Origin of the sequence: Alcaligenes sp. GCM10023179 (genome assembly GCF_042653705.1) — a bacterium.
Taxonomy (GTDB): domain Bacteria; phylum Pseudomonadota; class Gammaproteobacteria; order Burkholderiales; family Burkholderiaceae_B; genus Alcaligenes; species Alcaligenes phenolicus.
Window position 1 is genome coordinate 594,804 of record NZ_JBHSIQ010000001.1, and the last position, 13,864, is coordinate 608,667.

Genomic DNA, 13,864 nt, shown 5'->3' on the forward strand with positions numbered 1-13,864 from the left:
GCCTGTATTCTAGACGACTGTTTGATCTGATGCGTGAGCTTTGGTGAGGGCCGGTGCTATCATCCCCAGATGATATTTTTTCAGGTGTGAGCCGGTATGCGTAGGCGTCTTTTTCTGCAGAAATCGCTAGTGTGTGCAAGTCTTTTGGCCCTGCATCCCGCCCCTTGGGCCAGTTTGCTGCCTTCAGACCCCTTCCTGGCGCAAAGCTTCAAGGATCTTCAGGGCGAAGATCGCGCGCTCTCTACTTATATAGGCAAGCCCCTGGTGGTCAACTTCTGGGCGACCTGGTGTGCACCTTGCGTCAAGGAAATGCCGGATCTGCAGGAACTGCACAAACGCTACCCCGAGGTGAACTTTGTGGGTATTGCAGTGGACTCGCTGGATAACGTGAAAGAGTTTCTGGAACGCGTGCCGGTCAGTTACGACATTTTGCTGGCTGGTTCGGGTGGCTTGAAACAAATGCGCAGCGTGGGCAATAAAAAGGGCGGATTGCCCTTTACTGTCGTGTTTGGCAGCAATGGCCGGGTCAGCGAACGCATTTTGGGCCAGATAGATCCCGAAAAGTTGGACGAAGTTATTAAAGCTCAACGCTAACTGGCCGACTTTTTCGCTTAATTTCGTCAAATTGTCGGTCTGGTCCACCCCTGTTTCAAACGGGATGGGACCAATGCTAACTGTTTGTAAGCCAAGCAGGTTTATGGACAAATGACGTTATTTAGCGTAAAAAGGCGGTCTGTCTTGACGAAAAATCCGCTATGGCGAAACATGTCCTGGTCCTTAACGGGCCCAACCTCAACCTGCTGGGTACCCGAGAACCCGATGTCTACGGACATCAGACTCTCGACGATATCAACAGTGGTTTACAGGTGCTGGCCGACCAGCATGGCGCGCAGTGTCATTTTTTTCAAAGTAATCACGAAGGCGGGCTCGTCGATCGAATTCATCAAGCCCGTACCGAGGGCGTGGATTTCATCCTGATCAATGCTGGGGCCTACACCCATACCAGCGTGGCGATACGGGATGCGCTTGCCGGTGTCGGTATTCCGTTTATTGAAGTTCATCTGTCCAATGTTCACCGTCGTGAGCCGTTCCGTCACCACTCCTATCTCTCTGACATCGCTAGCGGTGTCATTGTTGGTTTGGGGGCCTACGGTTATGAAGCCGCGCTGCGGTTTGCTTTGAATAGTTAGGCGGTTCGTTTCGTTTTTTTGACCAATATTTTTTTAATGCCGTCCTGACCCAGTCAGTGGCTAGTGCGGCGTTGCGGGAAGTACGCATGGATCTTAGAAAACTCAAAACCCTGATCGATCTGGTAGCCGAGTCTGGCATTGCCGAACTGGAAATCACTGAAGGTGATGACAAGGTTCGCATTGTGAAATTTTCGCAAAGCTCGGCAGCTCCCGTGGTCTATGCTCCCGAGGCTCCTGTAGCCCAGGTGGTAGCCCCCGCCGCTGGCGTTCCTGCCGCAGCTCCCGCTGCACCCGCCGTTCCCGAAGGCCACGCCGTCAAGGCTCCTATGGTCGGCACGTTCTACCGTGCTCCTAGCCCAGGCGCTGCTCCTTTTGTGGAAGTGGGCCAGACGGTCAAGGAAGGCGAGCCTTTGTGCATTATCGAAGCCATGAAGCTGCTCAACGAGATCGAAGCCGACAAGTCCGGCGTGATCAAGGAAATTCTGGTTGAAAACGGCGGGCCGGTGGAATACGGTCAGACTCTGTTCGTCATCGGTTGATGATATGTTTGAAAAAATCCTAATCGCCAATCGGGGCGAAATTGCCTTGCGTATCCAGCGCGCTTGCCGCGAGATGGGTATCAAGACAGTCGTCGTTTATTCTGAAGCTGATCGTGGTGCCAAGTACGTGCGTCTGGCCGACGAGGCCGTGTGTATTGGCCCCGCCCAAGCCCGTGACAGCTACCTGAGCATGCCTGCCATTATCTCGGCAGCAGAAGTCACCGATGCGGAAGCCATTCACCCTGGCTACGGCTTTATGGCTGAAAACGCGGACTTCGCTGATCGTGTCGAAAAGAGCGGTTTTGTCTTTATCGGCCCACGTCCCGAGAACATCCGCACGATGGGCGATAAGGTCATGGCCAAAAAAGCCATGATCGAGGCCGGTGTGCCTGTGGTTCCCGGTTCGGACGGCGCCTTGCCCGACGATCCCGCAGAAATCGTGCGCATTGCCCGTGAAGTGGGCTACCCGGTCATCATCAAGGCCTCTGGCGGTGGTGGTGGTCGCGGTATGCGCGTGGTCTACACCGAAGCCGCTTTGCTGACGGCCGTTGCCACGACCAAAACCGAAGCCGCTGCTGCGTTCAATAATCCCGAGGTCTACATGGAAAAGTACCTCGAGAATCCACGCCATATCGAAATTCAGGTATTGGCTGATGGTGATCGCAATGCCGTCTGGCTGGGTGAGCGCGACTGCTCCATGCAGCGTCGTCACCAGAAAGTGATTGAAGAAGCACCGGCTCCAGGTATTCCACGTCGCCTGATCGAGCGTATCGGCGAGCGTTGTGCCGATGCCTGCCGTCGCATGCGTTACCGCGGTGCTGGTACGTTTGAATTCCTGTACGAAAACGGCGAGTTCTTCTTTATCGAGATGAACACCCGTATTCAGGTCGAACACACCATCACTGAAATGATCACCGGTATTGATCTGGTCCAGGAGCAGATCAAAGTGGCCGCAGGCGAGAAGTTCGTGCTGCGCCAGCGTGACATCGAGTTTGAAGGTCACTCGATCGAATGCCGTATCAACGCGGAAGATCCATTCAACTTCGTACCAAGCCCGGGCTTGATTACCAAGTGGCACACTCCCGGTGGCCCTGGCGTGCGTATCGACTCGCACGTGTTCACCGGCTACACCGTGCCGCCGTACTACGATTCCATGATTGCCAAGCTGATTACCTACGGTAAGACGCGCGAGCAAGCCATTGCCCGTATGGACATTGCCTTGTCCGAAATGGTGGTGGAAGGGATCAAAACGAACGTGGATCTGCACCGGGAATTGATGCAGGACGCCAGCTTCAAGGCAGGCGGCACCAGCATTCACTACCTGGAACAAAAGCTGGCCCAACGTAGCAAGTAAGGGCAGCAACAGGTCAGGCCACAGGCCTGACCTGACAAGAATGATGACTATGTAAAACAGGGGCGAGCCCCCTGTTTTGCTTTATGGAAACTATGTATGCGTGAACTCTTACTGAGCTGCCAGGAACACGAGGCCGAGCGCTTGTCCGATGCCTTGCTTGAGGCGGGCGCCTTGTCGGTGTCGGTGGAAGATGCCGATGGTGATACCGACCAGGAAAAGCCCCTGTTTGGCGAACCTGGTATCGAACCGGATGTGCTGGCCTGGGACCGAAATCGGGTGGTGGCCTTGCTGCCCGAGGAGCTGGAGCCTGAAGAGTTGCTGCAACCACTTTTTGAAGCCGGTGTGCTGGATCCTGCAAAGGCTCAGTGGAGCGTGCGCGAAGTGCCCGACGAGGATTGGGTTCGTTTGACGCAATCGCAGTTTGGTCCCATCCCGGTGGGCGATCGTATCCTGATTGTGCCCAGCTGGCACAAGGACGACGAGGACCTGCCAGTCGCCCAGGAAGGCGATGACGGCCTGGTGCGCATTGAATTGGACCCCGGCCTGGCCTTTGGTACCGGCAGTCACCCCACGACGCATTTGTGTCTGGATTGGCTGGCCCATCATGTGCAAGCGGGTCAGACCGTGCTGGACTATGGTTGTGGCTCCGGTATTTTGGCGATTGCCGCCCGCAAGCTGGGTGCTGGCCATACGGTTGGTGTGGACATTGACGAGCAGGCCGTGATTGCCACGCGCTACAATGCGCAAGTCAATCAGGTCGAGGTTGAAGGCTTGCTGCCCGATGCCATGCCCGCCGGGCAAACGGATCTGGTTGTCGCCAACATTCTGGCCAATCCCCTGCGTATGCTGGCTCCCATGCTGGCCAACCGTGTCAAACCGGGCGGGCATTTGATCCTGTCCGGTATTTACGATTGGCAGGCCGAGGAGATGATCGAGGTCTATTCCTCCTACTTGCCCATGTCGGTTTGGCAGGAGCGCGATGGCTGGGTGTGTTTGGCTGGTCAACGCCCGTTATAAGACGGCAGAACTTAAGGTGAGTTCATGGAGCTAAAGACTCGCTGCCCCCGTTGCGGGACATCGTTTGCAGCCAGTGTAGAAACGCTGCAACGCCGCCGGGGCTATATACGCTGCATTCAATGTGCGCATATCTTCGATGGCTTTGAAGAAGTCATTGATGAGCAAGCCCCTGAGCCTTCCTATCATTCCCCCGCCACGCCGGTTCAGATCGAGCCGCGCCTGGCGCCCGAGCCACCTGTTTCGCCACGGCAGGAACAGGTGCAGTCGGTGGACCTGCAAGCGCCCATTCCGGGGCCGCGATTTGTGGAGCACTCCCGTCACGCCCCGCCGCGTGATGAAGGCACGGCCCACGAGTCCTTGCAGGTACGCAAATTCCCCGACTCCATCCTGACACAAGCACCTGTCACTCCGGCCGCGCCTGCTGCTGTAACTACCGAGCCTTTTGTCCGCCCGGCAGAGCCTGCGGTTGAGTCGGTAGAGCCGTCAGTCATTCGCGCCCGCTCCAGACACGAGCCTTTGCCACAGGATGATCAGGACACCTCGTTTTTCGTATCGACTGGCTCTGTTTCTGAGCCAGATGGGGACCATCATATTGGTCAGGCATCGTGGTCGGCTGCCGAGCCTGAGTTCAGTGTGGGCGACCGTGCCAGTGCCTTGCGCGCCTCTTTCCCCTCGCGTCAGGCTGATGGTACGCATGATAGTGATGGCGAGGATTTTCAGCAGGATTGGGTCATTGACCCCAACCCAGCCTTGCAACGCGAAACACGTTATGAGGGCGAAGCCAGCTTTGGTCAGCGTGTGGGTTCGCTGATCTGGACCAGCTTGTGCGTTCTGGGTGTTGTCCTGTTCGTCGTGCAGCTGATGTACGTGTATCGCGTACAGATTGTCAGCCAGATACCCATGCTGCGTCCCGTGTTCGAGAGCGCGTGTCAGACCTTGTCGTGCAAGGTTCCCTACGAACGTCGTCTGGACCAGATTCGCGTGCAGGCTTCGGCCTTGCATAAAGCGCCGAATCAGCCCGGACAGTCCACCTTGGGCTTTACGCTGCGCAACGAGTTTGAACGGCCTCAGGAGTGGCCTACGCTGGTACTGGATTTGAAAGATTTTTCCGGAGCCTTGATCGCCCGGCGCAATATTACGCCCGATCAGTACCTGGCTTCCGAGCGACGTGAGCCTGCTTTTGCAGCGCGCAGTGAAATCATGGTGCGCCTGCCTTTGAATACCGGGCAGCTCCAAGTTAATGGCTACCAGATTAGCCCTTTTTTTCCTTAAGGTAATTTATGACCGAGCGAGTGCTGGTATGTGGTTCGATCGCGTTTGATACGATCGCGGTTTTCGAGGGGTACTTCAAAGATCACATCTTGCCCGACAGCATCAAAACCCTGAGCGTGTCCTTCTTTGTGCCCAGCTTGCGTAAAGAGTGGGGCGGTTGTGCGGGTAATATCTCCTACACCTTGAACATGCTGGGTGGCCAGCCTGTTCCTGTGGGGGCTGTTGGCAGCGACGGTGTGGATTATGTACAGCGTCTGCAGAACCTGGGTATTGATACCAGCATGGTGAGTGTGATGCCCGAGATGTTCACCCCTCAGTGCTTTATCACCACAGACCTGGCCGCCAGCCAGATCACCTCTTTCCACCCGGGCGCCATGATCAATTCTGCCCAGATCGATTTGTCTGGTCAGGAAGCGGCATGGGGCATTGTGGCTCCGGATTCCAAAGACGGCATGTTTGCTCATGCCCGTCACCTGCATGCGCAGGGGACGCCCTTTATTTTCGACCTGGGTCAGGCCATGCCTTTGTTCGCGGGTGAGGACCTGCTGGAGATGCTGGAACTGTGTCAAGTTCTTACGGCTAACGAATACGAAGCTGAAGTTATCGAGCAGCGCACCTCCAAGAGCATGGCCGAGATTGCCCAGGGCTTGCAAGCCGCTGTCGTGACGCGTGGAGAGCATGGCAGCACGCTTTATCACAATGGTCAGACTTACGAGATTGCCCCTGTGCCCGTGGAAAATGTGGTGGATCCCACCGGCTGTGGCGATGCTCATCGCGCTGGCTTGTTATATGGTCTTACAAAAGGCTGGAGCTGGCAGGAGGCTTGCAGCTTGGGTAACTTGATGGGCAGTATTAAAATTCAGGCGGATGGCCCGCAAAATCATGAATTTAAACGGTCAGATATCTCGGCCATGCTAAAACAGCACTATGGTATTGAGCGCAGTCTGTAAAAGAGCGCTCGATAGTTTTTTATGATTCGGCCAGCTACGTTTTTTGGAGTAAACCGTATGTACGTTTCTTTTTTCGATCGACCCAAAGTGCGTCTGCTGGTAGTGGCGAGTCTGGCAGCCCCCGTGTTTTTGCTGGCAGGTTGTGCCAATAAATCGGCATCCAGCTCGGTGTACAGCTACGGTCAGGCTCAGCGCGAACAGATCGTGCGTTTGGGTACCGTGGTGTCGGTACGCGCCGTCACTATTCAGGAAGACCAGAACTCGGGCGTGGGCACCGTGGGTGGCGCAGCCTTGGGTGGTGTCGCTGCCAGCAGCATTGGTGGTGGCCGCGGTAGCATCCTGGCCAGTATCGGTGGTGCGATTCTGGGCGGTCTGGTTGGTAATGCGGTTGAAAACCGCATGGGCAAGACCCAGGGTCTGGAAATCACGGTTCAACTGGATAATGGCGAAACCCGTGTGGTGGCCCAGGAAGCCGATGTACCTCTGTCCGCTGGTCAGCGTGTACGTATGCTTAGTGGTAATGGCCCAACTCGCGTGGTGCCCTTGTAATCAAAGCCTTAGTGCTTTGTGCATAAAGAACCCGGCCATTGGCCGGGTTTTTTTACGCCTGTCAGCGCTGAGCCTTTTGGGCGCGTTCGCGCTCCAGCAAGGTTTTCTTGCGCTCCAGGCCCCAACGATAGCCTGCCAGATCCCCGCTTTGCCGCACGACCCGATGGCAGGGGATGGCAATGGCCAAGGTGTTGGTGGCGCAGGCTCGTGCCACGGCACGGGCGCCTTTGGGCATGCCCAGACGTTCGGCAATCTCGGTATAGCTCAAGGTCTGGCCTGCTGGGATATGACGTAGAAACTCCCAGACACGTTGTTGAAAAGGGGTGCCCTGGATGTCCAGGGGTAGATCCAAACCCAGGGTCGGCTTTTCTACCATGGCAACGACCAAGGCCACTCGTTGATTGAATTGCGGATCGGCTTCGATCAGCTCAGCGGCCTTGAATTGCTCTTGCAGCTGTTCCAGCAAGACTTTGGCATCATCGCCCAGGGAAATCGCACAAATCCCGCGCTCGCTTTCGGCAACGAGCAATGCACCCAAGCTGCATTGGGCAATCGCAAAATAAAGACGGCTACTTGGAGTTTGTTGGCGAACGGTCTTGTCCTGCGAGCGCGGAGCGCGATGTAGCTCGTTCGAAGAAGGCGCCAATACTGGCGCCTGTTTGGGCATGCGCCACAAGTACCAGGAAGCCACGCTGCGGTAGGGTGCCCAGGCTTGGCCAATTTCACGCAAGACACGGGCTGAGGGAGCCTTGTCCAGCTGCTTCAAATTGCGATAGCCCTCGCGCACCCCAAAGTCGTCCGCAGGCAGAATGTCTTCATGCTCCAGCGTGTACATCATCATCATTTCCACCGTCCAGCGACCTATGCCGCGCAGCGTGGTCAACTGCTTGATCAGCTCTTCATCCGGCATTTGCAAAGCGGTGGCCTGGTCGGGAATGATGCCATCCAGGCGCGCCTGGGCCAGGCCCAGAATGCTATTGGCTTTGGCACCGGACAAGCCACAAGCGCGCAGGGTGTCATACGGAGTCGCCAGCACTTCCTCGGGCGTTGGGCAATGGCCGTGCGGATAGATATCAATCAGGCGTTGCAGGATGCGCTCAGCCGCACGGGTATGCAACTGCTGATACACAACAGAGCGGATCAGGGCTTCGTAAGGGTCGCGCTCGGGGCGTGGCTGATGGATGCAAGGGCCCACGTGGGCGACCAGCGCTTGCCAGTCGGGGTCCAGTGCGGCCAGGAATTGTTCGGCCTCGCGGTAGCGGCTGGATGTGTCTGGTTTTGATGGAAGGCGAGTCATGGAAGTGGCCTGCTGATTGGTGGTGAGGCCAGTATAAGGTCCACTTTCGCACAAGACACCCTGATTCTTGCTCTTGAATTCAGCATAAAAAAAACCTGGGCATAGCCCAGGTTTTCCATGTGTACAGTCCGCTGTGCTTAGATTGGTACCAGACTGAAAGCGGTGCGCGTGATGACCATATTGAGCACTTGAGTCAGCAGCAGGACGACCAGTGGCGACAAATCCAGACCACCCAGGTCAGGCAAGACGCGACGGATCGGGTCCAGCAAGGGGGCTGTAATGGAACGCAGCAAGGGCATGCTGGGCGATTGTGGCTGAATCCAGGATAGCAGTGCTTGCAGCAGGACCACCCAGAAGATCAGGCTCAAGGTCCAGCGCAGAACGGTGAAGACGGCTGCCAGCAAGAACATGGGGAAGTTCGAGAGCATGGACACCGATCCGGTCAGTACCATGGCGCTCAAAACCAGGTATACCAGGGCGCTAAGCCAGGCGGCGAACAAAGAGGTCCAGTCCCAATGGTTGCCGCTTTTAATGACACGGCGCAAAGGCATGACCAGCCAGTCCGTGACCTTGAACATAGCTTGCGAATAAGGGTTGAAGGGATGGATTCTGAGCGCATACACCCAGGCACGCAGTAGCAAAATCGTGCCCAGCAGCGACAGAACAATATGGATTAGGAAGAGGGCGACTTCACTGAACATAGTTGCTTGGTATGAATTGATGGGAGAGGGAATTGTCGCATGCAAGTGCTACAAACCAAAGAGCCACCCTGATCAGGGTGGCTCTTTGGGGAGAAACATAAAAGTAGCGTGTGCTTAAGGACGCTTGCCTGTCGGGAAGGGCCAGGAGCCAGCAGGATTGACATCTTCGCGGCGAGGTTCGGCAGGCGCTGCTGCTGTTTTGGTCGCTTTGCGAGCCGCTGTTTTATTGCCTGCTTTAGCGGTGGCGTTAGTCGTTGTGCTGGTCTTTGGGGTCTTGGTTTCTGCGGTCACGGATTTAACTTCTTTCTTCTTTGGAGCTACGGGTTTCTTGGCACTGGTAGCAGGACTGGCTTTTTTAGCCGCGGTCTTTACAACTGCTTTGGTGCCGGTTTTGGTGGCAGGTTTCGCTGCCGCTTTGCTGGGGGTGGCTTTTTTGGCCACGGGTTTGCTTGCCTTGGTGCTGGCCGGTTTTTTTGCGGCAGCGGTGGCAGCAGGTTTGGTGGTAGCGGGTTTGGCACTGGCCGTTTTGGGCGCAGCTGCTTTTTTAGCTACCGTTTTTTTGGCAACCACTTTCTTTGCCACCGTCTTCTTGGCTACCGCTTTTTTAGCGACGGCCTTTTTGGCAACGGCTTTCTTGGCTACCGCCTTTTTAGCGACTGTCTTTTTAACAGCTGCTTTTTTGGCTACGGTTTTAGCGGTGCTTGTCTTGGTCGCAGCGGCTTTAACAGCCGTGGTTTTTGCTGGAGTGGCTTTCTTTACCGCTGTTTTTTTCGCAGCCGTTTTCTTGGCAGATGCGCTGCTTGCAGACTTGGCAGGGGCTTTTACAGCAGCCTTGCTGGTCTTGGTAGCGGTGGTTTTAGCGGGGGACTTGGGGGCAGCGGTTTTGCTGCTGGGACTGGTCTTGGTAGCAGTAGCTTTTACGGGTGCTGCGGCTGCTTTTGCTGGCGTTGCTTTTTTGGGGCTAACGGCTTTTGTGCTTGCTGCTTTTGCTGCGCCTTTCTTGGCTGTTGCCATGATCATGCTCCTTGAGAACAAGTCTTTAGTTTGTCCACACCCATTTGACCTGGCCTGGAAAACTGCAATGGCCTTTTTCAAATGACGCAGGCGTTTAAGGTCGATACCTTATACGCTTAGAAGTCTAACGCAAGCCCCTACACAGTCAAGCATTAATCATGGCTTGGGGCTTATGGAATTAGGAATCGGTGTCTGCTGTCTCAAATAAGTTGCGTTCTGGACACGTGCAATCGGCCCATAGTCGCATCCAAGTCTCTGATTTTTGACGCATTGCTGGATCGATTGCATGGCCTTTTCATGCTTTGAAAGACCTGTGTTAAGCATGGAAAAGCGGTTTGAAAACGGACTTCAATTCACGACTGAGCTGCGGTTTTCAATGTCTGTTCAAACCAAAAAAAGCCCTGCATAAGCAGGGCTGAAAGGGCAGGTTAATCGTTTCAAAAGTCGCAGCGGGCAAGGTTCAGGCGGGAACTGCCTGAATTTCCGGGCCAGTGTTTTTCAACTGCTGCGACAACTCGGCAAAGCGGGCTTCATACTTCTTGGCCGATTCCATTTTCACGGGACCGAAGCCGCGCAATTGTTGGGGCAGCTCGGCCAGTTCCAACGCTGTGGCGTAGTTGGCTTGATTCAGGTTCTTGCTCAAGCTGTTGAGCAGGCTCTGGTATTCGCGCCAGAAGCGACGTTCCATACGACGCTCATGGGTGTAGCCAAATGGATCCAGCACCGTGTTGCGCAGACCTTTGCCTTTCGCCATCCAACGCAGCAAGGTGGCGGTGCGTGGGCCCAATGTGATCTTGCGTGGGCGGCCGGTAGATGGATCACGGCGTGCCAGCAAAGGAGGTGCGAAGTGGAAGCGCAAGGAGAAGTCACCTTCAAATTGCTGTTCCAGATCCTGGCGGAAAGCGGGCGAGCTGAACAGGCGGGCCACTTCGTACTCATCCTTGTAGGCCATCAGCTTGTACAAGCTGCGTGCGGCTTTTTCAGTCAAGGCAGGACGCTGACCCGGACGCAGTTTCTGCTCGGCTTCGCGCAGCGCAGTGATGGTGCTGGTGAAGCGCTGGGCATAAGCGGCGTTCTGGTATTGCTCCAGGCTGCTGGTGCAGCGCTGCATGATTTGTTCCAGTGTTTCGCGGCGCTGCAAGGTTACGACCTGAGCGGCTGGAGCCAGGAGGCTGGCCAGTGCTTTTTCATCGTGAGCCAGAACGCGACCCAAATGGAAGGCATCCAGGTTGGCTTGAATCGCCACACCGTTCAGACGGATGGCCTGTTCAACCGCTGCGCTGCTCACTGGCATGGAACCTTGCTGCCAAGCCATGCCCATCAAGAGCATATTGGACAACAGGCTATCGCCGAACAGCAGCGTGGCAGCCTGGTGAGCATTGAAAGAGCGCACCTGGTTTTCGCCAGCGGTGGTCTTGAGTTGGCTCAGCAAGTGCTGGGCATCCAAAGGGGCATCCGGGTTGCGGGTGAACTCGGCCGTGGGGGCCAGGTATTCGTTGATGATGGCGTGGGTATGACCAGGACGCAGGCAGGAAAGGGCATTGGGGTGAGCGGCGGCCACCACGTCGCACAAGATCGCCAGGTCGGCTTGGCCGGGATCGACACGCACCGCACCCGTGTTCTCTTTATTGGCAGATAGACGGATGTGGCTGATGACGGTGCCGCCTTTTTGTGCCAGGCCCGTCATGTCCAGCACGGAGCTGGAGCGGCCTTCCAGGTGTACCGCCATGGAGAGCACCGCACCAATAGTGATCACACCAGTACCACCCACACCGGCCACAATTACATTGCAGTCCTTGGCTTGAATATTGGGTTGCGGCAGCGTGTCCAGCTTGGCCAGCAACTGGGCCTTCATATCGGCCTGACCGTTTTGATCGCCACGGCGCAGGGCACCGCCCATCACCGACACAAAGCTGGGACAGAAACCGTCCACGCAGGAGTAGTCCTTATTACAGCTGGACTGGTCGATCTGGCGCTTGCGGCCTTCGGGCGTTTCAGCAGGCACCAAAGACAAGCAGTTCGATTGCACACCGCAATCCCCACAGCCTTCGCAGACCGCCTTATTGATAAAGAGGCGACGAGCAGGATCGGGGTACTCGTTCTTTTTACGGCGACGGCGCTTTTCAGCCGCACAGGTCTGATCGTGAATCAGAATAGTGACGCCGGGGATCTCGCGCAGTTCACGCTGCAAACGATCCAGCTCGCGACGGTGATGAACGTCCACACCGGCAGGCAGGCTGACACCGCGATAGCGCTCTGGCTCATCGGTGGTGATGACCACACGACGCGCACCTTCACCAATGGTCTGCTGACAAATGCGAGGCACAGATATCGGGCCGTCAACCGGCTGACCGCCTGTCATGGCAACCGCATCGTTGAACAGAATCTTGTAGGTAATGTTGGCACCCGCGGCAATGGCCTGACGAATTGCCAGATAGCCGGAGTGGAAATACGTGCCTTCACCCATGTTCTGGAACATATGGCCGGTCTGGATGAAGGGCGACAGGCCCACCCAGTCCGTGCCTTCGCCACCCATTTGAGTCAGACCACGGGTTTTGCGGTCCATCCAGGTCGCCATGTAGTGGCAACCCACACCCGCCATAGCCTGGCTGCCTTCGGGCACTTTGGTGGAAGTATTGTGCGGACAGCCCGAGCAGAAGTAGGGGCGACGAGTCAGACCATTTGTATCAATCGGTGCCAGGTTTTGCACCGTACAGGCAGGCAACTGTACATTGGCGTGATGGCCCAGCCAGCGACGCAGACCCACGGCCACACGGGCAGGGCTGAGCTGGCCATCGGCAGGGATCAGCACTTCATTTTCGATATCGCGCTTGCCCGACACAGTAGGGCGCTGGGCACGGTTAAAGAGCAGATTCTTTAACTGGTCTTCAATGATCGGGCCTTTTTCTTCAATGACCAGAACGTGGTCCAGGCCTTCAATAAAATCGTTCAGTGATTGCGGGTTAACAGGCCAGCTCAAACCAATTTTCAGATGGCGAATGGCGGGCAGATTATCCAGACCGCTGAGCTGTTGCAGCGCGTCCAGCGTATCCAGTGTGGCTTTGCCGGTGGACACAATACCGATACGCGCATCAGGTGCCGCTTCCAGCACGCGGTCCAGGCTGTACTTGTGCGCAAATTCACGCACGCTATCCAGGCGGGCGTCCAGCGTACCTTCCATGGAAGGGGTCAGGAATTTGCTGGGGTCGTAAGGGTGTTTGCCGCCTTGCTTGTCGGCCAAGGCCGGGGCCAGATCATCCAGAGGGGCAATCTCGAAAGAGCGGCCGCTTTCCACGGTTTCGGTAATGGCTTTGAAGGCCACCCAGGAGCCGGAGTAACGCGACAAGGCCCAGGCCCAGATACCAAAGCGTTCGTATTCTTCAACCGAGCTGGGGTTGACCACCGGGATGCCCCAGGCGATCAGGGATTGTTCGCTGGCGTGGGGAATGGACGAGGACGAGGCCACGTGATCATCACCCACAATCATCAGGACGCCACCGTGTTGGGAGGCACCGGCAGCATGGCCGTGGTGCAAGGCATCGCCCGCGCGGTCTACACCGGGGCCCTTGCCATACCACATGGAGAACACGCCATCGACGGTACGGTCGGCACGCTCGCCAGCTTGCTGGGTGCCCATAATCATGGAGGCGGCCAGGTCTTCGTTAATAGCGGGTTGGAAACGGACCTTGGCCTGGTCCAGATACTTCTGGGCCTTCCACATGATCATGTCCACGCCACCCAGCGGCGAACCACGGTAGCCGGAGACAAAACCGGCGGTGTTCAAACCGTGTTCTTTATCCAGGCGAGCCTGGGTCAGCAACATGCGCACCAGGGCCTGTGTGCCAGTTAAAAAGATGCGTCCTGATTGTGCGGTCAGGTTGTCGCTTAGCTTGTATTGAGTGTCGACGGACTGCGTCATGATGAAACCTCCAGATAGAGATCATGATAGAGAGTCTGCCCTCGCTTTTTTTTGCGTTATAG

General features: G+C 56.3%; 12 protein-coding genes. 8 read left to right on the forward strand and 4 right to left on the reverse strand.

Annotated elements, in window-relative coordinates:
- Positions 1-96 precede the first annotated feature (96 nt).
- From ACFPDR_RS02650 to ACFPDR_RS02685, 8 genes are all read left to right on the forward strand, one after another.
- The gene (locus tag ACFPDR_RS02650; RefSeq protein WP_026484403.1) at positions 97-594 is read left to right on the forward strand and encodes a TlpA family protein disulfide reductase; all 498 of its coding nucleotides are present in this window, start codon (positions 97-99) and stop codon (positions 592-594) included.
- Positions 595-755: 161 nt separating this feature from the next.
- On the forward strand, positions 756-1,190 hold the full coding sequence (aroQ, locus tag ACFPDR_RS02655; protein WP_009460608.1) for a type II 3-dehydroquinate dehydratase: 435 nt from the start codon (positions 756-758) through the stop codon (positions 1,188-1,190).
- A gap of 86 nt (positions 1,191-1,276) precedes the next feature.
- Positions 1,277-1,729 (forward strand): acetyl-CoA carboxylase biotin carboxyl carrier protein, encoded by a 453-nt coding sequence (accB, locus tag ACFPDR_RS02660; protein WP_268378959.1) that lies wholly within the window; start codon positions 1,277-1,279, stop codon positions 1,727-1,729.
- A 4-nt stretch (positions 1,730-1,733) separates the two neighbouring features.
- Complete coding sequence (gene accC / locus ACFPDR_RS02665; RefSeq protein ID WP_009460612.1) at positions 1,734-3,083, forward strand: acetyl-CoA carboxylase biotin carboxylase subunit; 1,350 nt, start codon at positions 1,734-1,736, stop codon at positions 3,081-3,083.
- Between the two features lie 96 nt (positions 3,084-3,179).
- Positions 3,180-4,100, forward strand: a complete 921-nt coding sequence (gene prmA, locus ACFPDR_RS02670) for a 50S ribosomal protein L11 methyltransferase (protein ID WP_009460614.1) — start codon at positions 3,180-3,182, stop codon at positions 4,098-4,100.
- 24 nt (positions 4,101-4,124) lie between these two features.
- Positions 4,125-5,372 carry a zinc-ribbon and DUF3426 domain-containing protein gene (locus ACFPDR_RS02675; RefSeq protein WP_083054654.1) on the forward strand — a complete coding sequence of 416 codons (1,248 nt, stop codon included), beginning with the start codon at positions 4,125-4,127 and terminating at the stop codon, positions 5,370-5,372.
- 8 nt (positions 5,373-5,380) lie between these two features.
- The gene (locus ACFPDR_RS02680; protein WP_060186665.1) at positions 5,381-6,322 is read left to right on the forward strand and encodes a carbohydrate kinase family protein; all 942 of its coding nucleotides are present in this window, start codon (positions 5,381-5,383) and stop codon (positions 6,320-6,322) included.
- A gap of 57 nt (positions 6,323-6,379) precedes the next feature.
- Entirely contained in the window at positions 6,380-6,871 is a 492-nt protein-coding gene (locus ACFPDR_RS02685; protein WP_026484397.1) for a glycine zipper 2TM domain-containing protein, read from the forward strand.
- A gap of 61 nt (positions 6,872-6,932) precedes the next feature.
- Here ACFPDR_RS02685 and ACFPDR_RS02690 read toward each other — a convergent pair whose 3' ends face one another.
- The 4 genes from ACFPDR_RS02690 to ACFPDR_RS02705 all read right to left on the reverse strand — a co-directional run bounded on the left by ACFPDR_RS02690 (position 6,933) and on the right by ACFPDR_RS02705 (position 13,802).
- Positions 6,933-8,168, reverse strand: coding sequence for a methylated-DNA--[protein]-cysteine S-methyltransferase (locus tag ACFPDR_RS02690; RefSeq protein WP_254002280.1), 1,236 nt, complete (start codon positions 8,166-8,168; stop codon positions 6,933-6,935).
- Positions 8,169-8,305: 137 nt separating this feature from the next.
- Positions 8,306-8,869, reverse strand: coding sequence for a YggT family protein (locus ACFPDR_RS02695; protein ID WP_009460629.1), 564 nt, complete (start codon positions 8,867-8,869; stop codon positions 8,306-8,308).
- 114 nt (positions 8,870-8,983) lie between these two features.
- Complete coding sequence (locus ACFPDR_RS02700; RefSeq protein WP_314881279.1) at positions 8,984-9,889, reverse strand: histone H1-like repetitive region-containing protein; 906 nt, start codon at positions 9,887-9,889, stop codon at positions 8,984-8,986.
- A 454-nt stretch (positions 9,890-10,343) separates the two neighbouring features.
- Positions 10,344-13,802 carry an indolepyruvate ferredoxin oxidoreductase family protein gene (locus tag ACFPDR_RS02705; protein WP_239054671.1) on the reverse strand — a complete coding sequence of 1,153 codons (3,459 nt, stop codon included), beginning with the start codon at positions 13,800-13,802 and terminating at the stop codon, positions 10,344-10,346.
- Positions 13,803-13,864 lie beyond the last annotated feature (62 nt).